The sequence below is a fragment of the Stenotrophomonas rhizophila genome (assembly GCF_003751305.1).
Taxonomy (GTDB): domain Bacteria; phylum Pseudomonadota; class Gammaproteobacteria; order Xanthomonadales; family Xanthomonadaceae; genus Stenotrophomonas; species Stenotrophomonas rhizophila_B.
This window is the reverse complement of record NZ_RJKV01000001.1, coordinates 805640-831139: the sequence shown is the minus strand read 5'-3', so window position 1 is coordinate 831139 and position 25500 is coordinate 805640. Positions and strand designations below refer to the sequence as shown.

Sequence of the window (25500 nt, the reverse complement as noted above, 5' to 3'; positions counted from 1 at the left end):
GTTTCAATCCTCCGGCCCAGCGGCCGCCTGTTTGATCGCCGATAGGATAGCAGCCGACCGGCTCCGCTCCGCGGCATCCCACCAACGCCGCTCGAAAACCCGTTGTTCACGCACCTGCAGGCCTTCACGCCCGAGCCAGACGCGAACCGCGCCACTGTCGGCAGTGCTCAGCACTTCTGCGCCGATCGCCTGCCAGCGCGCGACCACCTCCGCACGCGGGTGGCCGAACCGGTTGCGGTGACCCGCCGAGACGATCGCCAGCCGGGGCGCGACCGCTGCCACCCACGCCGGCGTGGACGAGCTGGCGCTGCCATGGTGTGGGACGAGCACCGCTTCGGCCGCCAGCAGAGCCGCATGGTGCTGGACCAGCAGGGCCTCGCTGCGCTTTTCGATGTCGCCGGCCAGCAGGATCGCCCCCTGGCTGGTTTCCAGCCGCAGCACGCAACTGCTGTCATTGATGGACTGCGGCTCGTCGCGCGGTGGATGCAGTACCCGGAACGTCACCCCGTCCCATTGCCAGGATTGCCCCGCATGGCAGGCCGACGCGCGGCCGCGCAGGGCATCAGATGGCGCCTGCAACAGGGCGTCCGGAAAGCTGCGGCGCACACCGCGCAGCCCCCCGGTATGGTCGCGGTGGTCATGGCTGATCATGATCCGGTCCAGCCGCCCCTGCCCCAGCGCACGCAGGGTGGGCAGCACGATCCGCTCGCCCGCGTCGAAGCCATCGTCGGCCCCCGGGCCGGTGTCGTACAGCAGCGTGTGGCGGCGCGTGCGCACTGCTACCGCCAGGCCCTGCCCCACATCCATCACCAGCAGTTCCACTTCGCCCTCGGCCGGCCCATGACGCGCCGGCCACAGCAGCGGCAGGCACAGCAGCAGCGCGGGAACCCGGCCACCGCTGCCGCGCGGCAGCAGCAGCCAGAACACCCCGAACAGGGCCGAGATCAATGCCCAGCGGCTTGACTGGGGCAGCCACCACAGCGACAGCTCGCTGCGCGCGGCGAACCCGAACAGCCACCAGCTCGCCTCGAAGCACCACGCGGCCAGCTGCCACGGCCAGCGTCCAGCCCCGTCGATCAGCGCCTCCAATGCAGTGCCCAGCAGGGCCAGCGGCACGACCACCATCGTCCACCAGGGTATCGCCACCAGGTTCACCAGCGGTCCAGCCCGGGAGGCCTGCCCGAACAGCGCCACGGTCAGCGGCAGCAGCGCCACGGTGGCCACGCCCTGCGCGCTCAGAAAGCCTCGCAACCAGCCCTGCTCACGCCCCGGCAGGCACCAGATCAACCACAGCACGCCGGCGAAGCTGAGCCAGAAGCCCGGCGCAAGGACAGCAAGTGGGTCGAACAACAGCATCGCCAGCGCCGCAAGGGACAGCGACTGCGCCACGGTCGCCCGCCGCCGGCTGCAGCGCGCAGCGGCCACCACCGCGATCATCAGTACCGTGCGAACAGTGGGGAGCGCGAACCCCGCCGCTGCGGCGTACAGCGCCGCGCCTGCGACGGCCGCGGCCGCAGCGCCCATCGGGCGCGGCACGTACAGACCGAGTATCGGTACGCAGCGCCAGAGCCCGCCGGCCAACAGAGCCGCCACACCAGCCACCACGCCGACATGGAAGCCGGAGATCGCGACCAGGTGGGTCACCCCCAGCGCACGCAGGTCGTCCCAGTCTTCCTGATCGAGGCCGCGGGTATCGCCCAGTGCCAGCGCCTGGACGAAACGACGGCCGTCGCCCTGGACCGCCCTGGCGATCGCGTCGGCCATCCGCTCGCGCCATGCGGGCCATCCGGTCGGCTCACCCAACGGGTGCGCCTGCGCAGGCTCACGCACGTACCCGTTGCCAGCCACTCGTTGCCGCAACGCATAGCCCTCGGCGTCGAACCCGCCAGGGTTCACCAGACCGCGCGGCGGTCGGACCCGGACGTTGAACGCCCAGCGTTCGCCTGCGCGCACCGCGCGCCGACGGTCATCACTCGCCCCACGAAATCCGTCGTACCAGCCCAGTGCCAGGTCACGGCCGCGGACGTCGGCTGGCATCGCCGGAACAGCGTCCACCCGGAAGCGGAAGCGGGTACCGCCGGGGCCATGCTGAGGCAGGCTGATCACGCGCCCGTGCAGCGCATGGTCCACCGCCGGGCCTCCGGGGGGCAGCTGCTGCGCCAGCCCGGCGTGACCGTGCACGGCGGCCCAGCCGATACCGAAGAGGACAGCGCCGAGGAGGCGGAAGCGGCCGGGCAGGATCCAGGACACGATGCCGAACGCTGCTGCGGCAACGCCCCACCCCAGCGGCAGCAGCCGGGGCGAGAAGACGATCGCGCAGATGCCTGCCAGCAAAGCGACGGCACACGCCTTGCCGAAGATCGGAAGAGACGCGTGTGCAGGCATGCCGCCGGTGTGTAGTGCTCGCCGCATGTGCAGCACCCGGGAAACCTTGAGTGTCGACGGCGGGCGCAGTGCGGGGTATCAGTGCGCCATGCAGGCCGTTGTCAGGAAACGCACATAGCAAAAAAGCCAACCCGAGGGCTGGCTTTTCTGTTGTGCCACGACAGTCTCCGGGACTGAAGTGGTGGGCGGTACAGGGTTCGAACCTGTGACCCCTACCATGTCAAGGTCGGGGGAGATCAGGCAATACAACAACTTAGCCTTTCTCAGAATCGCTTTTGACGACGTAGGAATGCGGGCTGCGGCACCGGTGCGTGCCAGGTGCGTGTCAGCGCCTAGTGCGCCCGATCCAGATACGCATCGATCTCGGCGACGGCTGCGGTGCGCGCTTCGCCAGCGGTCGGCCGTTGAACCGAGGCCGGGCCATGTGACCGGCGAAGGTTTCGATGGACTACGGTCTGGAACCCGCCTTCGCCACGCGGGAGGTCGAAGTGGGCAATCCAGGCATCACTTGCGGCGCTGTACTCGCCGCGCACCTTGAGGTCGCGATGGACAAACGGGAAAAGAGAAGCTGAGTCGTCGCTCATGTAATTGACCTTGGCTGCCTAAGATGATTGCGGCATGCCGCTCCTACAACAGCCTGAAAGTCAACGCATTTCGTAATGTAATCATATGCTTGCCATCGATCGAGTGCATCCTTGACGGGATCTCAACACCTAACGCACGCCGAAGAGTCGCCTCAGGGGATCAGCGCGATCGCCTCCGCGTCCGCTTAGGCGGTAAACAAGAGGAATTGAACGCGTCGCAGCGCGCCTGCTACTCTGCGGTCGGCAGCACATAGCCGCCTGACGCCCCAGAAGGTCCAACACCGGGGCTCGCAGCCAAGCGACCGAGCGCCTCGACGCGGCGACCTGCGAACCTTTCCACCCATGCCCGGCCTCTCTCCTCCGACGGCACGAGGGTGCGGCTACGCGGGCCGACCCACCAAACAACCACCCACTGCGCGCCATCGAGGACAACAGACGCGAAGGGTCCACCCTGGCACGGCGACCGGGCATCGAGGCGGTTAGCGGTTTGGCTCCAGACGATCATTCGCTCAGGGTAGCGTCCGGGCGTCTCAGCTGCGGGGATCTCACGGGGCAGGCCTTGACCTTATCTGCATGTGGTGCATCCTTCACGAATCACCGGAGGAAGATCATGTACGACGGAATCTACGAGGTATCGTTCTCGACATCGCCTAGCCGGGAACACGATTTCGGCCACGGCATCGTTACGATCAAGGACGGAACGATCAACGGCGGCGACCACGCCTATGTATATCGCGGTCATTTGAAAGCAGGTGAAGAGAAGACGACTGGCCGGATTCACGTGTCGAAGTGGAGCTTGGCCACTACATCCGTTTTCTCCGGGCTAGACGACTATGAGCTCGATTTCTCCGGCGAATTCAGCGACGGAGACTCACTAAATGGATCGGGCACCGTGGAGGGTCGAACCGACCTGACTCTCCATGTGTTCGCCCATAAAGTCTCGGACGCCGCCTAGCCGCTACTAATCGGCTGGACGAGCTCGGGGCCGTTGTTGCGCGGCGACCCAACGGCACTGTCACCTGGCGGTAGGTGATGACGGCTACGACAGCCCCGCCACTCCGTCACGCCCTGTAACGGCGAGCGGCATCAAGGATTCGAGATTTTCTGCTGACTCTCGAGGTTCAAGCGATACATGGGGCTAGACTTCCTCCATGCGTAGCACCGAAGAGACCATTCTGACCGTGGCAGGCATCGTCATCGACTCGATGTCTATGAACGAAGCTGCCCTCTCGGGCGACTTTGACGACGCGCGATTCCGCGCGGAGCTTATCGTGGCCAAGGCTGACGCTTCCGGACACCAAGACGTGGTGCTGGCCGCAGCCTTCGTCATGGACCGGCTCGGCCCACTCGGAAGTGTGCCGCGAAGTGGATTCGCCGAGGGCATGCTCCGCGTCGCCGAGGAACTGGACAAGATCGGCGTCCAGCCACTCTAGATCGGTTGAACGAGCTCAGGGCCCTTGTTCGTGGGTTTCCCCACTGCTTTGGTTACGGGATGGTAGACGAGCTCGGCCTATGGGGCGGCCACCAGCGTTGCACTGGCCTCGTCGGGCGAGCCCTCGATCCACACCTGCCAGAGGTCTGGCGGGAGGATGACAGGCTGCCGATCATGGATGTCGCCGGAGACCTTTCCAGGCTTGCCGGTGATGATGGTGAAGGTTTGCGTCCATTCCTCGTCCTGCGAGGCGCGCCAGCCTTCCCACAGACCGGAGAACATCAGCAGATGGCCAGCGGGGTCGTGGATAAAATACGGCTGCTTGTTCGGCGATTCACCCTTCCACTCGAAGTAGCCGCTCGCCGGCACCAAGCATCTCCGCTTGGCGAAAGCATTCCGGAATGATGGCTTGGGCTTCGGGACAAGTGAGTCTGACCTGGCGTTGATAATCTTTGCCCCGATCTTCGGATCCTTTGCCCAACTGGGCACCAGTCCCCATCGGAAGGCCTTGGCCTCGTACCCCTTCTCGCCACGGGACACCACCAGCGCCCTCTGGGTCGGCGCGATGTTGAAATGGTCTTCGCGCTGGTTGATCTCGCTGACGATATCCAGCTCGAGCTGGTCCCGCACTGTCTTAGCCTCGCGGCTCAGCGATACGGGTCCGAAGGTGGCGTAGCGTCCGCACATTATCGCAATGTGGGCTCGCCCTCGCGGACGGAGTGTGAAGGGGGGACGCCCTCGACAGGGTCGTGTAGACCGGAAGAAAGGCGGTGTCCGCGCCGGTCAGATTCAAAGCGATGCTTCATCCGCAAGAATGGCTTCTCAACGAGACGCCTTGATATCTCTGAGAGCAGCATCGCCCCGAGCCCAGCTACTAAGGCCGTTTGGGCCTGGGTCAAGCCCCGGGTCAGGCAGATGATGCAGAGCGGAAAGTGCCAGAGGTAGAGGGCATATGAGCGGGCACCGAACCACTGCGCGACTCGGCTTCGAAGCATCCTGGCGACAGAGCCAACGCCAGCCAGAGACCCGACTATAAGCGCGGCGGCGCACGCTTCAATGACCGTCAGCCCGACGTAGTTCGATATCGGCGACAGCTGGTCCATGACGGCCGAGAGGACGCATAGGACGGCTATGGCGACACCGGCTAGTGCGGGCAATGACCGGGACGACAGTAAGCGATCAAGCATGCCCAGAGCAAAAAGCTGCGCAAGGACGCACCCGACAAGGATCGCGTCGGCACGTGTGTCCGTCCCGTTGTAGATCCGGAGAGGATCCACCCCCATCGCCTGGAGAGATATGCGGTCGACCGTGCAGACGGCCGCGAGGGCCACGGTGGCCCAGAGCCGAGTGCGCTTGTCGAAGCGCCGGCTGACGAATATCCAGATAGCTGGCCAGATCAGGTAGAACTGCTCTTCGATTGACAGGGACCACGCATGACCAAGCAGCGCGGGTTCGTACCAGTGCAGCGCACGCGACCAGTTCGTCATATAGAACAACGCTACGACGGCATCGCCGGCAGTTTTCCGGAAGGCGTCTCCGCTTGATGCGAGGCCGTCGAAGGCGATGCAACCGACCAGCATGAAAACGAGCGCAGGCATCAGCCTGAGCACTCGTCTCATATAGAACTGCCCGACCGCGATAGCTCCCCTCTCCGCCTGCTCTCGTATGAGCAACGACGTGATCAGAAACCCACTCAGGACGAAGAAAATATCGACCCCCAGAGAGGCCCCGACCATATGCGGGAAGCCGCCGTGGTAGAGGATGACGAATATGACCGCTATGCCTCTTAGGCCTGTCAGCTCTTTCACACTGTCTGGTAACAGGCGCAGCTTTTCTACGTGCACAGAAGCGGACCCCCTCGAGTGAGGGCACAAGTCTACAGGCACCCGTCCGGGTACCGAACCGCGCGCATTTACGACGCCTGCGGTGCGACCTGGACCGCTTCCCCGTATCCGCTCTGGGGAGCGACCGGCCACGAGGGGTTCTCCTGCGTCACAACCACCCGATTCACCGCGACGCGAAACTGCTTCCACGCCTTCAGAAGATCAGGATTGGCCGACGAGTCGCCGAGATCGACCGCGTCCTGCAGCGCAGGGATCACCCGGTTCGCGGCATCAAGGATGCGCATTCCGCCGCTGCGTGTTGATGTCCACGATCGAAGGCTGCGGGTTCGTCGCCGTGAGGAAGGCAACGTAGCGAGGGTCATCGGGTACGACCTCACCCTGGTTCGGGTAGATATCCGGATCCTGCCCCGATCCGAACGACGAAATGATAACGGCCTGCGTGTTGTCGGCGAACTGTACAAACATGAGGTGTCCTTAGATGGTGTAAGAGCTGACGAACAGCTGCACGGACCCGAAGGTCCCGCTCGAGATACATGCCGCGTAATAGATCACCTGCGGGGCGCTCAGCGGAATGTCGGTGAAGGGCATCTGAGTGAAAGCGAGGCCCGTGGCATGTTGGCTCCACCGTAAACCTCGGCCTGGACGGATGAAGTAGTGTTCGTTGCCAGCAGCGCGGCGGCACCCGTTGCGATGTTATAGATCGCATAGATTCCCACGTAGCCGCTCACCGGCGCCAAGCCCGCTACACCGAAACGCACCTTCTGAACTACCTGGAGCAGCAAACGTGTCAACCCGCTTCCGTCTCGGCGACTACTGGCTCGAGCAGCGCAAAGGCTCAACCGTCTGGTATCGCGCGTGGCGCGACGCCACGGGATGCAAACAGCGCGCTTCGCTTGGCACAAGAGATCCTGACGAAGCCAAGGTAGCGCTGGCGCAGTGGTTTGTTGAGAACGCAGCCATGAAGGATCAGGCGCCGTCCTACGTGATGCTGAGCACGGTGCTTACGCGGTACATGCATCAGCATGGGGATGCTCTGGCCAGCAAGGACAGCGCGAGCCGCGGGGCGGATCTCTGGAACGAGTTCTTCGGGCCGTCCGCCACCGTTGCCGACGTGACCATCCCGCGGCAGGAGGATTTCTTGAAATGGCTGGCTTAGCGCGAGTACTCCGACGGGTACGTGCGGCGCATGCTGGGCGTGGGGAAGTCCGCAATGAACCGCGCATGGAGGCGCAGCGAGATCACGCAGGTTCCATTCGTCGAATTGCCGCCGGCCGGCGAGGCCTACCCGCACTATGCAACGCGCGACCAGATCGTGCGGCTGCTGAACGCTGAAATGCCCGAGCACATCTGGGCTTACTTCCTGGTGCGCCTGTGCACAGCGTGCCGAGGTGATGCAGCGCGCGACCTGCAGCGCTTCCAGGTCGACGTGGAAGCGCGCCTGGTGCACCTGAATCCGGCGGGCCGCAGGCAGACGAAGAAGTACCGCCCGACAGTGCCGCTGCTGCCGGCTCTGGAGGCCTACCTCGCCACCGCCAAGCCCGAGGCCTATCTGGTCCACTGGCACGGAAGCCACATCAAGTCGATCAAGACCACGTGGCGGAAGTTGCGCAAGCGCGCTCTGCTGCCGGCGTGGTTCGTGCCAAAGACCCTACGACACACCCTGGCGACGTGGCTGCGCCAGCGCGGCGTGCCCGCATGGGACGTGTCCGGCCTGCTCGGCCACCACGCCGGCGGCACGACGGATACCTACGCGAAATTCGACCCGGCATACATCGGCCCGGTACGCGCCGCGCTGAACGAGATCATTGAGGATTTGGGGAAGGATATTTCAAGACTGCGTGCCCTACTTGGGGTCACTATTGGGGCACTTTGCGTGACCCCTGAATCTGCTTTTTCCACTTCAAGCCTTGGTGTATCTGGCCTGAGAGTGGTGGGCGGTACAGGGTTCGAACCTGTGACCCCTACCATGTCAAGGTAGTGCTCTACCGCTGAGCTAACCGCCCGTTTTGCTTTCCTGCCCCGCTGCGAATGCGTCGGTGCAGGCCGCGTATATTACGGACGCCCCCGGGAAAGCGCAACACTTTTGTGAAGATATTTCACGATGTGTTGTTCAGCCCAGGCTGGCCTCCTTCAACTGCCGGATCTGGTCGCGCACACGGGCGGCATCTTCGAACTCCAGATCGCGTGCATGCTGGTACATCTGCTGCTCCAGCGCCTGCAGGCGCTTGGCGATCTGGGCCGGCTCCATCGTGCGGTAATCGGTGGACTCTTCAGCCACGCGCTTGCCCTTGCCCTTCCCTTTCCCGCGCGACTCTTTTTCGGCCGCTTCCGAACGCGCACCCTCCAGCACATCGGTGATCGGGCGCAGCACCGACTTGGGCACGATGCCGTGCAGCTCGTTGTATTCGACCTGCTTGGCGCGGCGGCGGTCGGTCTCGTCGATCGCCGCCTGCATCGACCGGGTCATCTTGTCCGCATAGAGGATCGCCTTGCCACGCAGGTTGCGCGCGGCGCGGCCGATGGTCTGGATCAGCGACCCCGTCGAACGCAGGAAGCCTTCCTTGTCGGCATCGAGGATCGCCACCAGCGACACTTCCGGCATGTCCAGGCCTTCGCGCAGCAGGTTGATGCCGACCAGCACATCGAACTTGCCCAGGCGCAGATCACGGATGATCTCCACCCGCTCAACGGTGTCGATATCCGAATGCAGATAACGCACGCGAATGCCGTGTTCGGTCAGGTACTCGGTGAGGTTCTCGGCCATGCGCTTGGTCAACGTGGTAACCAGCACGCGGTCGCCGAGCTTGATCCGTTCGTTGACCTCGGACATCAGATCGTCGACCTGGGTGCCGACCGGACGGATTTCGACCACGGGATCGATCAGGCCAGTCGGACGCACCACCAGCTCGGTGATCTCGCCTTCGGTCTCGCGCAGTTCGTAGGGACCCGGCGTGGCCGAGACATAGATGCTGCGCGGGCAACGCTCTTCCCATTCCTCGAAACGCAGCGGACGGTTGTCCAATGCCGACGGCAGGCGGAAACCGAACTCGACCAGGGTTTCCTTGCGTGAGCGGTCGCCTTTGAACATCGCGCCGATCTGCGGAATGGTCACGTGCGATTCGTCGATCACCAGCAACGCGTCCGGCGGCAGGTAGTCGAACAGCGTCGGGGGTGGATCGCCTGCGTTCTTGCCGGTGAGATGCCGCGAGTAGTTCTCGATGCCGTTGCAGTAGCCGACCTCGGCCATCATCTCCAGATCGAACTGGGTACGCTGCGCCAGGCGCTGCGCTTCCACCAGCTTGTTCTGTTCGTACAGTTGTTCCAGGCGGACCTTCAACTCCGCCTTGATCGTATCCACTGCCGAAAGCACGCGCTCGCGGGTGGTCGCGTAGTGGGTTTTGGGGTAGATCGTGTAGCGCATCATCTTGCGCAGGCTCTCGCCGGTCAGCGGATCGAACATGCTGATCTGCTCGACCTCGCCTTCGAACAGTTCGATGCGCACCGCTTCGCTGTCCGACTCGGCCGGGAACACATCGATCACTTCGCCGCGCACGCGGAAGGTACCGCGGTGCAGCTCGAACTCGTTGCGCGTGTACTGCAGCTGGGTCAGGTGCTTGATCAGATCGCGCTGGTCGATGCGCTCACCGGTGGAGAGGATCAGGCGCATCGACAGATAGTCCTCGGGCGCGCCGAGGCCGTAGATCGCCGATACCGTGGCCACCACGATCGCATCCGGGCGCGACAGCAGTGTCTTGGTCGCCGCCAATCGCATCTGCTCGATGTGCTCGTTGATCGAACTGTCCTTCTCGATGAAGGTGTCCGACGAGGGCACGTAGGCCTCGGGCTGGTAGTAATCGTAATAGCTGACGAAATACTCGACCGCGTTGTGCGGGAAGAACGACTTGAACTCGCCGTACAACTGCGCGGCCAGGGTCTTGTTCGGCGCCATCACCAGCGTCGGCTTCTGCACCCGCTGGATCACGTTGGCGACCGTGTAGGTCTTGCCGGAACCGGTCACGCCGAGCAGGGTCTGCTTGGCGATGCCTGCCTCGAAGTTGGCGGTCAGTTTCTCGATGGCCGCCGGTTGGTCGCCCGCCGGCGAATACGGGGATTCAAGTTGGAAACGATCGCTCATGGTGCCGCCACTGCCGGGAAGCCTCCAGTATAACGGCCGGGTTGGTGACGGCCGGTTGAGGGTTGCACCGATGCTTCAGGACTGGTCAGGCTGATATTCAGGCTGCACCCCGGGCGGCAAGCTCAGGGCTTCCCCGCTGACGGATGTCCTGTCCTGTGCTACGGCCCACTCCCCGTTACCGATGCGCCGGGCTGACCCTGCTGGAGCTGATCGCCACCCTGGTGATTCTCGGGCTGCTGGTTGCCGTTGCAGGACCCAGCCTCGTCGAGACGGTGTCCAATCTGCGCGCGGATGCGCTGCGGATGCAGCTGAACTCGGCCTTCGCCGGTGCGCGCCTGGCCGCGGTGACCCGCCGGGAAATCGTCAGCGTCTGCCCCAGCGACGATGGTCGGCGGTGCACCGCGGAATGGAGCAAGGGATGGATGACCTACCGCGATCCCCTGCGCAGCAGGCAACCCGCTATCGAGAAGGACATCCTGCAGTACTACCCCGGTCAGACCGGCCTGACCCTGCTGGCCCCGGCCTCGACCGGGCGCCCTCGCCTGCGGTTCCGACCGGACGGTCGCAGCATGGGAGTCAATCAGAGCGTCATCATCTGCGCGCGCGGCCGCCAGCACAGCAAAGTGATCGTCAGCAACAGCGGGCGCGCCCGCTCGGTGATCCTCCGGGATCCAATCCCCTGCGAGCCATGACGGCCAGTCAGAAACGACAAAAGCCGCGATTGCTCGCGGCTTCTGCAGAATCTGGCGCCCGAAGTTGGACTCGAACCAACGACCCCCTGATTAACAGTCAAGTGCTCTAACCGGCTGAGCTATTCGGGCGGGGAGGCGCATTGTACGGGCCCCTCGCGCGGAGGGCAACACCCGGGCGCAAGGTTTCGCTCAGCACGTTACCAACATTCGGAAAGCGTGCCGCCACTGGTCTTGACGTTGGCCTGGTTGATGCCGAGGTCGCCGCACTTGTCCTTGGCCTGATTGCCCTGCGCGGTCGCGGACAGCGTAAACGCGGACTGCGTGCCAACAAAGCCGACACTGTAGGCCGCGGTGCCGCCTTCGCGCGGCGAGCTGATCGATGAGCCGCCACCGGGCAACGTGAAGCCCTCGTAGGTGTTCTGCGTAGTGTGGTAGCGCTCGGCCAGCTGCGCATACTCGACCAGATCCGCCTTGACCTGGCCACGCTTGGACTTGCGGGTCTGCTCCACGTAGCTCGGGTAGGCGATACCGGCCAGGATCGCCATGACGATCACCACCAGCATGAGCTCGATGAGCGTGAAGCCGCTCACCCCGCGCGCGAAAGTGGGCGAGGCGCGCCGGGCGCGGACCATGGCGGGAAACGAACGACTCATTGCAACTGCCTCCAGGACTGGCGACCACAGGGATAAGGCACGTACATCGGGACGCCGCCGGCTGCGGTCACGAGCATCTGACAGGGCTCGGCGGGCGGTTCGACCGGCGGCGGCTTGCCACCGCCCGGCGACCCCGGCCCACCACCACCCGGCCCGCCCGGGTCATCGCCGGAAATGCTGCCCGGCGGCTGCTGGCGCGGCAGCACCTGCACGCCGACGTCCTTCACCGGTGCGTTGCCGCCCGTCGACAGCGGAACCGCCGCCGTGCCTGCACCGTACTTGGTGCCGGTCGGCGACCCGGCGCGCATCTTCGACAACGCGGGAGCGCCGGACTGTGCACTCAACCCGAACAGCCAGTTGGAGCCATCCGAGGCACAGCTCTTGGTGGTCGGGTTGGGCACGTAGGTGGGCATGAAGACCACCCCCGAGGCCAGCGCGGGATAGGCCACGAAACGCTCACCCGCCGGCAGGTCCACATGCCAGCCGCGCGCATTGGCCGGTACCGTCCCCGGTGTCATCGTGCGCACATCACCGGAGGCGGAGACGGTGTACGGGCGCAGATCGGCTGCGGTCATGGTCTCGCCAGGTACATCATCGGAGGCGTCCAGGACGGCATACAGCGATTGAATCGAGTCGTCGCGGACGTCTTCGTTGAACACGAAGCTACCCGTACCGAAGAACAGCATCACGCCGCCGCGGTCACCGTTGGTGGCATTGATGCCGCCGGTGATCGGCTGGCGGTAGGTCAACCCATTCCGGGTGCTGGTCTGTGTGGTGAACAGCGGCGTGGACACCGTCGCACTGGTGTTGCGCAGGTCGAACTTCCACATCGCGCCCTTCTGATCGGCCGCGTACACCGTATCGGCATAGCCGTCACGCCCGCGGTTGCTGCCGGACCAGCGATCCACCACCAGGATGTTGCCCAGGCCGTTCTTGCCGGCCGGCGGGGTTCCCGCGGTCTCGGACGCTTCGATCATCGTGATGTTCGGCGTGCCCGTACCAATGTCCACCATGAACAACACGACCTTGCCACTGGCGCTGCCGTAGCCGTTGCCGAAGATGGCCTTCCACGTCACCGTCCCGCTGGCATCCTTGAACGGCACGATGACCGGCTTGCCCAGGACATGCCCGATGTTGGCCTTCACCGCATCGGACCCGCTGAGATCGTTGATCTCCCACAGGCGGCTGGTGGTGCCGAAGCTGCCCGGGCTGGTCACATCCAGAGCGAACACACCGCGCCCGCCTGCACCGGTCGTGCCGACCAGCACGGTGCCCCAGTTGTTGCCGATGCGCGCATCGGACACTGCGACCGGGCCATCGACGTAGTAACGGTGGGAGAACTTCTGGAAGGCCTGATTGTTCGGATCCAGCGGGAACAGCAGGTTGCCCATGTGGCCCATCGACGTGGCGGGGATGTAGGCAAACGTTTCAGCACCGCCGCCATTGTCCATCGTGCCGGCCGCACCCATGCCACCATCGAAGGCATGCAGCATGCCGTCGTTCGCGCCGACGTAGACCATGTAACGACCACTATCGCGCTTGGTCGTCAGGTAGGCGGAGTAGCTCGTGGCCAGGTCGCCGCCCAGCCCCCGGTAGCCGTAATCATCCACAGGTGCACTGATGACCGGCGAGGAATTGATGATGTCGCCCAGCACCGTGGTGCGATCACGGAAGCGTCCGCCGCGCCGCGTCTCGCGGCTCTTGTCGCCCAGCAGATAGCTGACCGCCGTTGCCGAGGTCGCCCCGATATCCGTCAGCTCGCCGGCCGAGCAACGGGCCATGCCCGGGTACAACGACGAGGACAGATCACACAACGACTCCAGCGTGACATTGTTGGAGTCGAACGGCAGGACATCGCTGTTCCTGCCGAAGAAAACCCGGCGCGAGGTCGGCTGGGGCATCTTGGCACTGGCTTCCCAGGCCGTGGTGTAGACCGCTTTGCGCGTTGCCTGGTCGATGGTGATCTGGCTCGCGGTGAGGCGGCTGAACCAGTCGGTCGACTCGTTGGCGATCTCATAGTACGGCGCCACCGCCATCGAGCCGGTGCCGATACGCGCGCCGGACTGTGCGTAGCTGCCGGAGGAGGAGGCGCCGGCCGTCACCGACGACAGCACGCGGCGCATGGCCTGGGTGATGTCGGCCGGCGTACGCGCGTTGATGAACTCGCCGCGCGTGTTGACCGCGGCATGCCAGATATCATCGATGGTGCTGATCGCGCCGTTCTCGCGCGGTGGCCAGTTGCCGTAGATGGCCGCGTTGGTATACGGATCCTGGACCACATCGGGATTGAACAGCTTGCCGCGGCCACCCAGGGTGATGCCGTAGAAATTGATGTGCAGGTTCTTCTGGCAATCCAGGCGCGGATCCGGATTGGCCGCGCTGCAGGCCTCAGGTACCGGCACCAGCCCCGGGGTGAGGTCCGGTCGCAGCGGGGATTTACCATCCTTGTTGTTGTAATAGGCCGCGGCGATATCGGCCAGGGTGTTGGAATGGGCATCCTTGAACGGAATGCCCATGTTGCCATCGCCATCGGCGTTGGCGACCGTCGGCCCGTCCTGGTTGCTGTAGCCATCGGTGAACAGCATGACGGCATTCTTCTGGCAGGCCAGCTGCACCGGGGCCAGCTCATCGTCGCGGGTGAACTGGGTGGCCGCCGCCTTGACCGCCTGCCGGTTGGGGGTACTGTCCGAGGCGTTCAACGCGATCATGTCGGTATACAGCGCGCGCTTGTCGTCTTTGGTACCAAGGTCGCGGATCGCCAACGCAGCGCCCTTGTCACTCATATCGAACTTGGCGTGGTCGTTGATCTTGAAATAGCCCACGCGCAGGTTGTCCACCGTGGCCATGGATCGGGTCATGCCGGCGATCATGGAACGGTTACGGTTGCCGTAGTAGGAGAACCAGTTGGCGAAGTTCTGCAGCGCGACGCCGTCGGTGCTCTTGATCGTGTACTTCCACATCGTGCAGCCCGTGCCGCAGGCATTGCTGACGGCAACGCGATCCACCGCCGTGTAGGCCCCGGGAGAACCCGAGAGCTCAGGGCGCGGATCGTTGGTGCCCGTATACGGAAGGAAGAACGTGGCCGGGATGTAGGTGAAGGTGGCGTCGTACCGGGTTGGCTGATTTCTGTTGACCTTGTAGAAATCCGGGGTGCTCCAGACGTAGTCCTTGTTGGCCGCGAACGGCGTTCCGTCCTTCTTTTGGCCGTTGGCGTCATAGGCGAAGAAGACCGTGCCCTTGGGCACCACCATTCCATCGACCATGTTGAACACCCCGGTGGTGGCTGCAGTCAGCTCCACCGTGTTGGCCGCGTTGGCCGCCAAACGTGGATCGATCAGGGTCTTGTCGGTGGCGGCCTGTGCGTAATCGACCACCTTTTCCTGGGCGGTGTCATAGCGCATCCACGGCTCATACTTGATCGCGGGGTTGTAGAAGGCCGGGTTGTAGGTCGGGGAACGTGCGAAGCCGAACGTGTCGAATGGCGCAATGCCGTAGTACCCGCCGGAGATACGCGTGCCCGGCAGCACGTAGTAGAAGGCGCAGGTGCCCGAGGTGTTGAGCGCCTTGGAACTGTTGAAGAAGGTCTTGGTCGACGTACTCCAGCAGGCCTGGCCATCGGCGCCGGGGAACTGGGTCTGGAAGGTCATCGAGCCGGAGTTGTCGACGGTCATGATGAAGGCCGGTTGCGCCTGCACCTGATTGTTCAACGGCACCTGGGACAGCGTCCCCTGACCCTGCGCGGCGATCAGCTGGTACGTCAGCACTCCGCCGCCGACCAGCACGGCCAGTACGGATGCGGAAATGAGTGTGGTCCTGCGCGATACCATGTGCGCGTCCTCAGAGCTTGAAAACCGTGTCGATCACGGTCGAAGAAGTGGGATTGTCAGCATCGTCGGCGGCATAGCCGGTGATCTGGTAGATCGGTATGGGGTTATCGCGCGGCCCGCCCATGCCGACGGTGGTGCCGAAGGGAACGCAGGTGTCGATCTGCCGCACCGTCACCGCCGGCACCGCATCGGAACTCTGCTCGCTGCCCCACTGCGAAGGGTCGAAGGCGGCATCGCAGGCGGCATCGATGTCGCCCGAGCCGATCAGACTGCCGTCGGGCAGCGCCTCACGGTTGGCGATTTTCTCCACGAGATGCTCGGCGGTGCGGACCGTCGCTTCGGTGTTCTGGAAGGACAGGTTGCTGGCGCGATAGTTGGCCGACATCTTCTCCTGCATGCCGGCGACCTGCATGCCGGCGATACCGATCAGCGCCAGCAGGATCAACATCACCAGCGCCACATACAGCACGGCGCCGCGCTGATGGCGCGGGACGGGAGACTGGACGACGGGGCGGACGGAGGCGTGCATGTCAGTTCCCATAGAGTCGATTGCGCAGGGCCACCGATACTTCATAGCTGGCCCGGTAGCGGGTATCACGGGTGTCGGACGGCTCGAACTCCACGCCCAGTGCGCCCTGGCGGGCCACCTTCTGCTGGGCCTGCAACGCATCGGCCGGTTGCGGGCTGCGCGCCAGGACGCCGACCTGGACCAGACCGACACGGCGCCATTGCCCGGCGGCGGTGGCATCGGTACCCGTGGACACACCACTGGCGGTTTCCTGCGCGGTGATGTTGCCGATCGGCGACGCATCGGCACTGATGTCCGTGGTGGAATCCAGACCGAACAGCACCTGCAGGTTCTCGATGCCTTCCACCAGTTCTTCATTGAGCTCGGCAGGGTACTGGCCGGCGGAATTGGCACGGGCGCGTCGCAGCGCAGGTTCGCCGGAGGCGCCGGTGCCGATGTAGTACACGATGGACTCGGCGCGGTACACCAGCGTCTGCCCGTTGGGTGGCGCATACCTGGACAGGTCCGCATTGGTCGCCGTGACCGTGCCACCGGCCACCGTGCCCGGGAAAATGTCGACATGGGCGCAATCGGCAATGCCGAACATCGTCGGCGCGGCGGGTGTGCCCTGACTCAATCGGGCCACGCGCTCGGTGTCGACCGTCAATTCGCTGCTGCCACTGTCCGCCGTGATCGCGGTGACCGGCACGCCTTCGCCGGCCAGGAAGCGCAGTACCAGCACATCACTGCCACCCAACGGATTCAACCCGGCGATCCCGGACGGCAGGCCACCTGCTTCACTCCAGGTCTCGCCCAGGGTCAGGGTGTTGCCAGGCGCGGTGCTGCCCGCTTCGTAGCCCTGCACCGCCACGGAAAAATCGAGCGGACTGCCGGCCCCGGTCGCGGCGGTGAAATGATGGCGCGGGTCACCCTCGTCCTTGATGAAGTGGGCCTGGTCGTTGACGCAGCCGTAGTGTCCGGCCATGCGGATGTCGCGTTCGAGGAAATCGATCGCAAACCGGGCGTTTTCCTGAGTGCGTGCCACGCCTTCGGCCAACCGGGAGGCGGTGCGCGAGGCGATGAAGACCTGGATGACGCCCAGCATCAGCACCGTGCCGATCACCACCGCGACCATCAGTTCGATCAGCGACAGACCCTGCTGCCTGCGCGACATGTTCGGGAAAGGGGTCATAGCTGCGACGTCACGGTGAAAGTGGTCTTGTCATCGGGGTTGTCCTTGTCCCAGCGCTGGTCGCCCCAGGCGATCGAGACGGTGACGCTGCCACCGTTGTAGTCGACGTCCGCGCTGGCGGTTTCGCCCAAGGCCTTGGCCACCTGGCACTGCCAGCGCGCGACGTTCTGCTCGATGGTGACCGCATCGCCGGTCGGGCGCCCGCAGGGCCCGGTCACGGCCACCGAGCCGGCCGAGAACGATGCCGTGCTGTACCAGGCGGCCTGGAACCGGTTGGCGCGCATCTGATCGATCAGGTCATACGCCAGGTTGGTCGCCTGGGTGCGGTAATTGGCGCTCTGCGTGAAGCGCACGCTCATGGTCTGCAGCAGCGCGAAGCCGAGCAGGCCGAAGGCGAGCACGACAATGGCGACCAGCACTTCGATCAGGGTGAAACCGCCCGGCACTGCGCGCAGGCGACGTTGGCGCTTGCGGTTCATTGGCACGCTCCCTGGGCACTGCGTGCCTGGCCGGAGGAATTGATGGTCACGGTGCGCTGCATCGGCTGGCTGCCACACTCATCCGGGCGCAGCGTCAGCGTCTGATCGGCGCCGGCCTGGCGGCGCCCGCGGCCATCGAAGCTGATGGCCGTGTTTTCCGGCCCATCGACGATGAGCCTGGGGTGGCCCTGGCTGTAGCGCAGCACGGTTTCGCCGGTCTCCAGGGTGCCGCTGCCATCCGGGTCGGCGAAGGCCAGGATGCCGCTGTTCCAGTCACCGTCGCAGCTGCTGCCGGTGGCGCTGCCACAGACGCCGCCGCCCCTGTTGTTGCGGATGGCCTCGCTGCGCGCGAGCGACAGCAGGCCCAGCGCTTCATTGTTCGCCGCAACCACCCGGTTGGAACGGATCACGCTCAGGAAATTCGGGAACCCCACCGCGACCAGCACGGCAAGAACCGCCATGGTCACCATGAGCTCGATCAGCGTGAAGCCGTTGGACCGGCGCAAAGACATGAAACGCTCCCCAGCGTTGATGACACAGACGATGAACGCCCCGCCGCCGGTCAGCAAGCGGCGGCAGGACGAACGGTCGCCCGGAGGCGACAGGCGTCAATCCGTTGACACAGAACACGGCCGGCGGCAGGCCCCCTGCCCGCCGCCGGCCCGGTCAGAGCCTCAGGCCATGACCTTGTAGCAGGGCTGGTACTCGCCCGAGATCTTCATGCGGCGCTGCTCGACGAAGGCGCGCAGCAGCTCGTCCAAGGCCTGCATCATGTCCGCATCGCCATGGATCTCGAACGGACCGAACTGCTCGATGCGGCGCATGCCGTCTTCCTTCACGTTGCCGGCCACGATGCCGGAGAACGCGCGACGCAGGTCGGCGGCCAGGGCATGCGGCGGACGGCCGTGGTGCAGATCCAACGAGGCCATCGCCTCGTGGGTCGGCACGAACGGCTGCTGGTACTCCCACGGAATCTCGATGGACCAGTTGAAGAAGAACGAGTCCTTCTGCGCCAGGCGGTGCTCGCGCACGCGCTTGATGCCCTGGGCCATCTTGCGGGCGACGTTGACCGGGTCGCCGATGATGATCTCGTAGCGGCTGGCCACCTCTTCACCCAGCGTGAGCCGGATGAAACGGTCGATCTGCTCGAAGTACGGCGCGGCCACGGTCGGGCCGGTCAGGATCAGCGGGAACGGCAGGTCCTTGTTCTCCTCGCGCAGCAGGATGCCCAGCAGATACAGGATCTCCTCGGCGGTGCCGACGCCGCCGGCGAACACAATGATCCCGTGGCCGATACGCACGAACGCTTCGAGACGCTTCTCGATGTCCGGCATGATCACCAGGTGGTTCACGATCGGGTTCGGCGACTCGGCGGCGATGATGCCCGGCTCGGTCAGGCCGATGTAGCGCGTGGTCGTCTTGCGCTGCTTGGCATGGGCGATGGTGGCGCCCTTCATCGGGCCCTTCATCGCGCCCGGGCCGCAGCCGGTGCAGATGTCCAGCCCGCGCAGGCCCAGCTCGTAGCCGACCTGCTTGGTGTACAGATACTCATCGCGGCCGATCGAGTGGCCGCCCCAGCAGACGACCAGGTTCGGGTCGCCCGGGTTGAGGATGCGCGCGTTGCGCAGCAGCCCGAACACCGCGTTGGTGATGCCCTCGGACGACTCCAGCTCCGCCGCGTACGCCGGGCCCATCTCGATGGCCATGTAGGCCAGGTCGCGGACCACGGCGAACAGCAGCTCGGCCACGCCGCGGATGATCTCGCCATCCACGAAGGCCATCGCCGGGGCGTTGACCAGGTCGATGCGGACACCGCGGTCCTGCTGGGCCACCTGGATATCGAAATCCGGATACAGATCGCGCGCGGCGCGCGGATCGTCCGAGGCGCTGCCACTGGTCAGCACGGCCAGCGCGCAACGGCGCAGCAGCTCGTGCATGCCACCACCGGAGGCATCGCGCAGGCGCGCCACTTCCGCGCGCGACAACACATCCAGTCCACCGCGCGGGTAGATCCGCGCGTCCTGCACCGGCAGCGTCCGCGCCGGTTTTTCGTTGATCGTCATGTCCATCTTGTTCGCTTTCCTCAAGGTTACCGACTGTACCGCTGCCCCCTTAAAAAGCAAAACGGCCGGGAAACCCGACCGTTTGGATATGTGGTGCCCCCGGCGCCACGCTGGGGCTGCCGCAGTTGCATGTTCATCGCGCAACCGGCTGATCATAGGCGTATTGCCCGGGTCGAGCAAGCACCGGGTGACAGGTCCCGCGCTGGCGCCGCCGTCTCCCGGACAGCAGAACGGCCAGGTTGCCCTGGCCGTTCCGGGTGTAACGCAGGTCGTTACCTCAGTTCATCAGAACTGGTAACGGAAGCCCAGCTGCAGCGACCACTGCGACACACCGACGTCGAAGCCGTCGGCGTCCGCGTTGGCAACGGTCGGGGCATCGGCGTTGCGGTAGTTGTACACGTACTTGCCCTGGTACATGCCCTGCAGGGTGGCCACACGAGCGTCGGCGAAGAAGCCGTAGTCGTAGATGTTGCCCCACTTCTTGTTCAGCATGTTGCCGACGTTCTGCACGTCCAGCCAGATTTCCGACTTGTGCCCCTTCATGAAGCCCGGCAGCTGCTGGCTGATACGAATGTCGAAGGTGTTGATCCAGCCAGTGCGGAACTCATTGGCACCCGGCGTGCTGCCAGCGTACTTGGCCAGTTCCGGGTTGGCAGCCAGCCAATCGAAGAAGCTCTTCTCCATGGCCGCATCGGCGGTGAACCCACCGGTGGCGGAGAGCGTGCCGAACAGCACATCGCCCGGGCCCTTCGGCACGTAGAACAGGTCGTTGGCGCTGCGGTTGTCGCCGTTGGCGTCGTTGACGTAGACATAGCTGTACGGACGGCCGCTGCGGCCTTCGTACACCAGACCGAGCTTGGTTTCGTAGTCACCGAAGAACTTGTGCTTCCAGTTCAGCGAGCCCGACACGCGGTCGCGGATCTGGTAGCGCGAGGTGTTCTCGACCGGGGTGTTGGCGTCGAAGGCGTACTGGTAACCCCAACCCGAGCTGGCGGTGGAGCTGGTCAGCGAGCCGACTTCGGTGGCATCGGTATAGGTGTAGCCGATGTTCCAGGACCAGTCGCTGGCATCACTCCACGGCTTGGACAGCGACGCGGTGAACTGCGAGGTGCGGCCCTTGTCGGTGTTGTCGATCAGGTAGACGTTGTTGTAAGCACGGTTGCGGAGGACGCGGCTGTCGTTGTCGGTCCAGGCGCCGACCTTCGAGGCGCTGTAGAAGATATCGCGACCGTCCGGACCCTGGTACTGGATCGGGCCCAGGTTGAGGTTCTGGTAGTACAGGCCATCCTTGACCTTGGTGACCAGCAGCTCGGCCGAGGCCACGATGCCGTACCACGGGGTTTCATGGTCCAGGGCCAGGTTGGCCTTGTAGATCGACGGCAGCTTGAAGTCGTTGCCGACGAAGTTGACGTTCTGGACCGCCGAGCCCGGCGCGGTCGGGACCGGCTGGGTGTCCTTGTTCGGGTTGAACGCCAGCGCATTGTTGTAAGCGGCGCTGTTCAGGCTGTAGACGTTGGTGTTGAAACCGGTCGCCGAGTAGCTGTTGCTCAGCCACACCTGCGGCGAGTCACCCTGGAACAGGCCCACGCCACCACGCAGCTGGGTCGGGCGGTCGGTATCGAAGGTGTAGTTGAAGCCAAAGCGCGGCTGGATCAGGAACTTGCTGTCGAGCACCTTGCTGTTGTTATAGCCAAAGACGTTCGAGGCAGGTGCGTTGTAAGCCGGCGCCGGGGTGGTGTCCGGACGGTCGGCACGCAGGCCCAGCGTCAGGGTCAGGTTGTTGTTCACATACCAGGTGTCCTGCACGAACAGGGCCAGGTTGCTGTACTTGTAATCAGCGGGGATCGAGCCCGGCGTACGCTCCGGGGCGTAGTTGTAGCTGCTCCAGCGGCCGGCGGCGAAATTGTCCAGGCCGTAGAAGGTGTAGGTGCCAAACGAGTTGGCGCCGAAGAAGTTGTAGATATCGTTGGTATCGTACGACGCACCGAACTTGACGTCGTGGTCACCCAGGGTCCAGGTGCCGGCGGCGTAGTAGTTCCACGCCTTGGTCTGCAGAACGTTGTTCTGCGAGTTGGCTTCGGTACCCAGGTACAGCGAGTCGCCGGACGGCGCGCCCACGTTGCCACCGAAGAAGATGCGCACGCTCGGGGCATTGGTGCTCACGTTACGGATGGCCGAGTACTCGCGGTACGACGCCTTCAGTTCGGTGGAGAAGTTGTCCGACCAGTCGCTGAACAGCTGGGCGACGTAGCTTTCGTTGGTCTTGTCGTGCTGGTACCAGTACGAGCTCAGCGATGCGGCACTGGTGGTCATGCCGTTGATGCGCAGCTTGCTCTGGTCGATCTTGCTGTAGCGGATGCTGGCACGCTGGTTGTCGCTGATGTTCCAGTCCAGCTTCAGCGCGTACTCTTCCATCGAGGTGTCGCCGTTGCTTTCCAGGCCACCGGCTTCGATGCCGTAGCCCTGCGCGATCTGCTGGGCGCGGGTCACGTCCGCCAGGTTGAACTGGCCGTTGGCCTTGCCCAGCGGGGTGGTCGCCAGGTCGGCGCCCGGGGCGGCCTGCTTGAACTTTTCGTAGTTCGCGAAGAAGAACAGCTTGTCCTTGATGATCGGACCGCCCACGGTCATGCCGTAGGTTTCTTCCTTGGTGAAGCCGTTGAACGGCTGGCCTTCCGGGTTGTCGCCGAACCAGTCGCCGTCACGGTAGGTGCCGTAGACCGAACCGTGGAATTCATTGGTACCGGACTTGGTCACCGCGTTGACGGTGGCACCGGCGGCAGCAGCGATGCTGACGTCGTAGTTGGACAGGTTGATGTCCAGCGCTTCGATGGCTTCCATGGCGACCGGCTGGCGGCGGGTCGGCATGTTGTTGCCTTCCAGGCCGAACGTATCGCTGGCGGACACGCCGTCGATGCTGATCGAGTTGTAGCGCGGATTCTGGCCACCGGCCGAGATCGAGCCGGAGGCGCGATCGATGAAGGTCACGCGCGGATCCAGACGCATCAGATCCTGGATGTTGCCGCCGATGGACGGCGCAATCTCGATCTGCTGCTGGCTGATGTTGGTGCCCGAGCCCATCTTGGTGGTGCTGAACACTTCCGAGCCGCCGGCGACGGCAACAACCTGCACCGCCTCCAGGTTGGTCGCCGCCAGGTCACCGGTCAGTGCCGCATTGACGGTACCGGTCTGGTTGACGCCCAGGTACACACCCTCTTCCGTCTTGGTGCCTTCACCGGACTTGTTGATGGTGATGGTGTACGGACCACCCACGCGCAGGCCGCGCGCGTTGTAACGACCCGCCGCATCGGTGGTCGCACGGCTGACCGTGCCCGACTCGGTGTGCGTGATGGTGACTTCGGCACCGGCAACAGGCGAGCCTGAGGCGGACGTGACCTGACCGCCGACACCGGCAGAGGTGCTCTGGGCGAAGGCGGGAGCGGCGGCAAGTGCAGCCACGAGACCAAGCGTCAGCTTGGACATCCGGAGACAACGGGAGTGGGTCATTGGGGAGTAGCCTCGATGCGAGATTGGCGATGGCGGAGAAAAAAACGCGCCCAAGCAGCCTTGCTGGCGGCTGACTGGACTTTTATCTGGGTTCCCTAGCCGCGAGCTGGTTTCAGCCGCAACGGTTAACACTAGATTAACACGGTAACCTCGGATTGTGACGGTTTGGCGACAAAACACACGCCATCACAACGGGATCGTGACGTTATCTTCACATTTGATTGTGACCGGGTGAATGCGGGCCATCTGGCGCCGCCAGCGGTTTCGGGAGGGTCCCCGCCGGGGTTTTTCAAGGTTCACTGGGGAGCCGGCCAGCGGCCGGCACTACCTGACAGCCGTGGGACGGTCTTGGGCACGGTCGCCCTGGGCACGGTCACCCAACGGTGACGCCCTTCCCGCCCTCAGGCCTCGAGGATCTCACCGCGGTGGGCAGCGCCGGCGGCGGACAGCAACAGGACCGCCGCGGCGGCGCACTCGGCCGGGTCACGGGCGCTACGGTCTTCATCCAGCGAAAAGGCACGGGCGCGCAACGCGGTGCGCATCGGGCCCGGCTGCAGGCCACTGACCCGGACCGGGCTGCGGCCGAGTTCGTCGTGCAGGGAGGCGATCAGGCCGCGCAGGCCGTGCTGGGCTGCGCCGTAGCCGCCCCAGTAGGCCTGCCCTACCCGCGCAGGGTCGTCCACGGTGAATACCAGCGCGGCATCGTCGCTCTGGCGCAGCAGCGGCAGGCAGGCCTGCGCCAGCCAGGCCGGGGCGGTCAGGTTCACATGTACCGCCCGGGCGAAGGCGGCCGGGTCGGCCAGTTCGAACGGGGTCAGCCCGGCGAAATCGGCTGCGCAATAGAGCACACCATCCAGATGGCCGAGCTCGGAGTGCAGCCGCTCGGCCAGGGTGGCGTAGTCGTCGGGGGTGGCCCCTTCCAGATCCAGCGGATACAGCAGCGGCTCCGGGCCAACGGCGTCGACTGCGGCGTAGACCCGGTCCAGGCGGCGCGGTTTGCGCCCCAGCAGGACTACGGTTGCCCCGGCCTGCGCGCAGGCGACAGCGGCGGCACTACCAAAGCCTCCCCCGGCCCCGGCGATGAGAATGACGCGATCGGCGAGCGATCCGGTCCCGACCACCACGGACGGGACCGCACTCACGGCTGGGACGCCTCTTCGACGATGCGCTTGAGCTCGCCGGATTCGAACAGCTCCAGCACGATGTCGCAGCCGCCGATCAGCTCGCCGTGGATGAACAGCTGGGGGAAGGTCGGCAGGTTGGAGAAGCGCGGCAGGTTGGCGCGGATCTCGGGTTCTTCCAGCACGTTGACCGTGCGCAGCGCGATCGCGCCGGCGGCCATCAATGCCTGGATGGCACGGCTGGAAAAGCCGCACATGGGGTATTGCGGCGTGCCCTTCATGAACAACACGAGGGGGTAACGTTCGACTTCGGACTGGATCTGCTGCATCACCGCCACAACGACTCTCCCTCCAATGGGACAACCCGGCCTCACCGGTCGGATAGACTTCCCTGACCGCCATTGTATGCCCTACCTTCGGGTGGTGGGCACCCTGTCGGGGCTCTCCCTTCCCAATCTGTCGTGCCCATGCCCCTCGAACTGCCTCGCCTTCCCTACGACCGCACCGCCCTCCAGCCCCACCTGTCGGCGGAGACGCTGGACCTGCACCACGGGCGGCACTTCCGTGGCTACCTGGACACGGTGAACGCGCGTATTGAAGGCACGGAGCTGGCCGAGCTGCCATTGGAGGAGATCGTCCGCCAAAGCCAAGGCAGCCTGTTCGACGCGGCCGCGCAGGCCTGGAACCACCAGTTCTATTTCCAGTGCCTGCACCCGCGCGCCGGCGGCGATCCGCAGGGCCGGCTGGGTGAACTGGTCACCCGCCACTTCGGCGATGCCAAACGCCTGCGCGAAACATTCGACCGTGCGGCGTCGAGCCTGTTCGGCTCGGGCTGGGTGTGGCTGGTGCAGCACCCCAATGGCGCGCTCGCGATCCAGGTGACGCGCAACGCGGGCACACCGCTGACCGGGGAGAGCACCCCGTTGCTGGCCTGCGATGTGTGGGAACACGCGTATTACATCGACTACCAGAACGAGCGCGCGCGCTACCTGGAGGCGTTCTGGAAGCTGGTGAACTGGGACTTCGTCACCGCGCAATTGCGCGATTGAGGCGGTGCCGGCCAACGGCCGGCACTACCGGG

General features: G+C 64.8%; 23 protein-coding genes and 2 tRNA genes. 6 read left to right on the top strand and 19 right to left on the bottom strand.

Annotation, left to right across the window (positions count from 1 at the left end; translation table 11 throughout):
* Positions 1-3 precede the first annotated feature (3 nt).
* Positions 4-2412, bottom strand: a complete 2409-nt coding sequence (locus EDF74_RS03840; protein WP_260232175.1) for a DNA internalization-related competence protein ComEC/Rec2 — start codon at positions 2410-2412, stop codon at positions 4-6.
* A gap of 305 nt (positions 2413-2717) precedes the next feature.
* A complete protein-coding gene (locus EDF74_RS18070; RefSeq protein ID WP_148045909.1) occupies positions 2718-2969 on the bottom strand; it encodes a hypothetical protein in 252 nt (83 codons plus the stop codon).
* Between the two features lie 610 nt (positions 2970-3579).
* Between EDF74_RS18070 and EDF74_RS03835 the strand changes: the two genes are divergently transcribed.
* Both EDF74_RS03835 and EDF74_RS03830 read left to right on the top strand, forming a co-directional pair.
* Positions 3580-3924, top strand: coding sequence for a GrlR family regulatory protein (locus EDF74_RS03835; RefSeq protein ID WP_123728861.1), 345 nt, complete (start codon positions 3580-3582; stop codon positions 3922-3924).
* A 196-nt stretch (positions 3925-4120) separates the two neighbouring features.
* Complete coding sequence (locus EDF74_RS03830; protein WP_123728860.1) at positions 4121-4402, top strand: hypothetical protein; 282 nt, start codon at positions 4121-4123, stop codon at positions 4400-4402.
* Between the two features lie 77 nt (positions 4403-4479).
* On the opposite strand, the gene EDF74_RS03825 is transcribed toward EDF74_RS03830, so the two are convergent.
* From EDF74_RS03825 to EDF74_RS03810, 4 genes are all read right to left on the bottom strand, one after another.
* A complete protein-coding gene (locus EDF74_RS03825; protein WP_123728859.1) occupies positions 4480-5088 on the bottom strand; it encodes an SOS response-associated peptidase in 609 nt (202 codons plus the stop codon).
* Positions 5088-6209, bottom strand: coding sequence for an acyltransferase family protein (locus EDF74_RS03820; protein WP_184997050.1), 1122 nt, complete (start codon positions 6207-6209; stop codon positions 5088-5090). Before EDF74_RS03820 ends, EDF74_RS03825 begins: the two co-directional genes overlap by 1 nt.
* Positions 6210-6313: 104 nt before the next feature.
* Complete coding sequence (locus tag EDF74_RS03815) at positions 6314-6529, bottom strand: tail fiber assembly protein (protein WP_221180324.1); 216 nt, start codon at positions 6527-6529, stop codon at positions 6314-6316.
* The gene (locus EDF74_RS03810; protein ID WP_123728856.1) at positions 6516-6710 is read right to left on the bottom strand and encodes a hypothetical protein; all 195 of its coding nucleotides are present in this window, start codon (positions 6708-6710) and stop codon (positions 6516-6518) included. Before EDF74_RS03810 ends, EDF74_RS03815 begins: the two co-directional genes overlap by 14 nt.
* Positions 6711-7029: 319 nt before the next feature.
* On the opposite strand from EDF74_RS03810, the gene EDF74_RS18320 reads away from it, so the two are divergent.
* Together EDF74_RS18320 and EDF74_RS18315 are read left to right on the top strand one after the other, a co-directional pair.
* Entirely contained in the window at positions 7030-7401 is a 372-nt protein-coding gene (locus EDF74_RS18320; protein ID WP_260232174.1) for a hypothetical protein, read from the top strand.
* Between the two features lie 30 nt (positions 7402-7431).
* Positions 7432-8223: a tyrosine-type recombinase/integrase gene (locus tag EDF74_RS18315; RefSeq protein ID WP_311316912.1), complete on the top strand. Its 792-nt coding sequence runs from the start codon at positions 7432-7434 to the stop codon at positions 8221-8223.
* On the opposite strand, the gene EDF74_RS03795 is transcribed toward EDF74_RS18315, so the two are convergent.
* A tRNA-Val gene (locus EDF74_RS03795) sits at positions 8174-8248 on the bottom strand. The two genes, EDF74_RS18315 and EDF74_RS03795, sit on opposite strands and share 50 nt — an antisense overlap.
* Before the next feature lie 107 nt (positions 8249-8355).
* The gene (uvrB, locus tag EDF74_RS03790) at positions 8356-10380 is read right to left on the bottom strand and encodes an excinuclease ABC subunit UvrB (protein ID WP_123728854.1); all 2025 of its coding nucleotides are present in this window, start codon (positions 10378-10380) and stop codon (positions 8356-8358) included.
* A 143-nt stretch (positions 10381-10523) separates the two neighbouring features.
* Here uvrB and EDF74_RS03785 point away from each other — a divergent pair, with 143 nt between their 5' ends.
* On the top strand, positions 10524-11072 hold the full coding sequence (locus EDF74_RS03785) for a GspH/FimT family pseudopilin (protein WP_123728853.1): 549 nt from the start codon (positions 10524-10526) through the stop codon (positions 11070-11072).
* Positions 11073-11124: 52 nt separating this feature from the next.
* Here EDF74_RS03785 and EDF74_RS03780 read toward each other — a convergent pair.
* The 11 genes from EDF74_RS03780 to grxD form a co-directional block, all read right to left on the bottom strand.
* Positions 11125-11201, bottom strand: a tRNA-Asn gene (locus EDF74_RS03780).
* Between the two features lie 68 nt (positions 11202-11269).
* Positions 11270-11725, bottom strand: a complete 456-nt coding sequence (locus EDF74_RS03775) for a type IV pilin protein (RefSeq protein WP_428999129.1) — start codon at positions 11723-11725, stop codon at positions 11270-11272.
* Positions 11722-15552, bottom strand: coding sequence for a pilus assembly protein (locus EDF74_RS03770; RefSeq protein ID WP_123728851.1), 3831 nt, complete (start codon positions 15550-15552; stop codon positions 11722-11724). Before EDF74_RS03770 ends, EDF74_RS03775 begins: the two co-directional genes overlap by 4 nt.
* 10 nt (positions 15553-15562) lie before the next feature.
* Positions 15563-16081 (bottom strand): pilus assembly PilX family protein, encoded by a 519-nt coding sequence (locus EDF74_RS03765; protein ID WP_123728850.1) that lies wholly within the window; start codon positions 16079-16081, stop codon positions 15563-15565.
* A 1-nt stretch (position 16082) separates the two neighbouring features.
* Positions 16083-17252 carry a PilW family protein gene (locus tag EDF74_RS03760; protein WP_123728849.1) on the bottom strand — a complete coding sequence of 390 codons (1170 nt, stop codon included), beginning with the start codon at positions 17250-17252 and terminating at the stop codon, positions 16083-16085.
* Complete coding sequence (gene pilV / locus EDF74_RS03755) at positions 17249-17731, bottom strand: type IV pilus modification protein PilV (protein WP_123728848.1); 483 nt, start codon at positions 17729-17731, stop codon at positions 17249-17251. Before pilV ends, EDF74_RS03760 begins: the two co-directional genes overlap by 4 nt.
* Positions 17728-18243 (bottom strand): GspH/FimT family pseudopilin, encoded by a 516-nt coding sequence (locus EDF74_RS03750; protein ID WP_184997047.1) that lies wholly within the window; start codon positions 18241-18243, stop codon positions 17728-17730. The genes pilV and EDF74_RS03750 overlap by 4 nt, the downstream gene beginning before the upstream one ends.
* A 162-nt stretch (positions 18244-18405) precedes the next feature.
* The gene (gene ppnN / locus EDF74_RS03745) at positions 18406-19794 is read right to left on the bottom strand and encodes a nucleotide 5'-monophosphate nucleosidase PpnN (RefSeq protein WP_123729702.1); all 1389 of its coding nucleotides are present in this window, start codon (positions 19792-19794) and stop codon (positions 18406-18408) included.
* Between the two features lie 285 nt (positions 19795-20079).
* Positions 20080-23274, bottom strand: a complete 3195-nt coding sequence (locus EDF74_RS03740; RefSeq protein ID WP_123728846.1) for a TonB-dependent receptor — start codon at positions 23272-23274, stop codon at positions 20080-20082.
* A 425-nt stretch (positions 23275-23699) separates the two neighbouring features.
* Positions 23700-24440, bottom strand: a complete 741-nt coding sequence (locus EDF74_RS03735; RefSeq protein WP_123728845.1) for an SDR family NAD(P)-dependent oxidoreductase — start codon at positions 24438-24440, stop codon at positions 23700-23702.
* Complete coding sequence (grxD, locus tag EDF74_RS03730; RefSeq protein ID WP_019186185.1) at positions 24437-24757, bottom strand: Grx4 family monothiol glutaredoxin; 321 nt, start codon at positions 24755-24757, stop codon at positions 24437-24439. The genes EDF74_RS03735 and grxD overlap by 4 nt, the downstream gene beginning before the upstream one ends.
* Positions 24758-24886: 129 nt before the next feature.
* Here grxD and EDF74_RS03725 point away from each other — a divergent pair, with 129 nt between their 5' ends.
* Entirely contained in the window at positions 24887-25468 is a 582-nt protein-coding gene (locus tag EDF74_RS03725; RefSeq protein WP_123728844.1) for a superoxide dismutase, read from the top strand.
* The last annotated feature ends 32 nt before the right edge of the window (positions 25469-25500 follow it).

Coding starts and splice junctions, on each gene's coding strand:
- EDF74_RS03840 (WP_260232175.1), bottom strand. CDS start 2,412: ATGCGGCGAGCACTACACACCGGCGGCATGCCTGCACACGCGTCTCTT.
- EDF74_RS18070 (WP_148045909.1), bottom strand. CDS start 2,969: ATGAGCGACGACTCAGCTTCTCTTTTCCCGTTTGTCCATCGCGACCTC.
- EDF74_RS03835 (WP_123728861.1), top strand. CDS start 3,580: ATGTACGACGGAATCTACGAGGTATCGTTCTCGACATCGCCTAGCCGG.
- EDF74_RS03830 (WP_123728860.1), top strand. CDS start 4,121: ATGCGTAGCACCGAAGAGACCATTCTGACCGTGGCAGGCATCGTCATC.
- EDF74_RS03825 (WP_123728859.1), bottom strand. CDS start 5,088: ATGTGCGGACGCTACGCCACCTTCGGACCCGTATCGCTGAGCCGCGAG.
- EDF74_RS03815 (WP_221180324.1), bottom strand. CDS start 6,529: ATGCGCATCCTTGATGCCGCGAACCGGGTGATCCCTGCGCTGCAGGAC.
- EDF74_RS03810 (WP_123728856.1), bottom strand. CDS start 6,710: ATGTTTGTACAGTTCGCCGACAACACGCAGGCCGTTATCATTTCGTCG.
- EDF74_RS18315 (WP_311316912.1), top strand. CDS start 7,432: ATGCTGGGCGTGGGGAAGTCCGCAATGAACCGCGCATGGAGGCGCAGC.
- uvrB (WP_123728854.1), bottom strand. CDS start 10,380: ATGAGCGATCGTTTCCAACTTGAATCCCCGTATTCGCCGGCGGGCGAC.
- EDF74_RS03785 (WP_123728853.1), top strand. CDS start 10,524: ATGTCCTGTCCTGTGCTACGGCCCACTCCCCGTTACCGATGCGCCGGG.
- EDF74_RS03775 (WP_428999129.1), bottom strand. CDS start 11,725: ATGAGTCGTTCGTTTCCCGCCATGGTCCGCGCCCGGCGCGCCTCGCCC.
- EDF74_RS03770 (WP_123728851.1), bottom strand. CDS start 15,552: ATGGTATCGCGCAGGACCACACTCATTTCCGCATCCGTACTGGCCGTG.
- EDF74_RS03765 (WP_123728850.1), bottom strand. CDS start 16,081: ATGCACGCCTCCGTCCGCCCCGTCGTCCAGTCTCCCGTCCCGCGCCAT.
- EDF74_RS03760 (WP_123728849.1), bottom strand. CDS start 17,252: ATGACCCCTTTCCCGAACATGTCGCGCAGGCAGCAGGGTCTGTCGCTG.
- pilV (WP_123728848.1), bottom strand. CDS start 17,731: ATGAACCGCAAGCGCCAACGTCGCCTGCGCGCAGTGCCGGGCGGTTTC.
- EDF74_RS03750 (WP_184997047.1), bottom strand. CDS start 18,243: ATGTCTTTGCGCCGGTCCAACGGCTTCACGCTGATCGAGCTCATGGTG.
- ppnN (WP_123729702.1), bottom strand. CDS start 19,794: ATGACGATCAACGAAAAACCGGCGCGGACGCTGCCGGTGCAGGACGCG.
- EDF74_RS03740 (WP_123728846.1), bottom strand. CDS start 23,274: ATGTCCAAGCTGACGCTTGGTCTCGTGGCTGCACTTGCCGCCGCTCCC.
- EDF74_RS03725 (WP_123728844.1), top strand. CDS start 24,887: ATGCCCCTCGAACTGCCTCGCCTTCCCTACGACCGCACCGCCCTCCAG.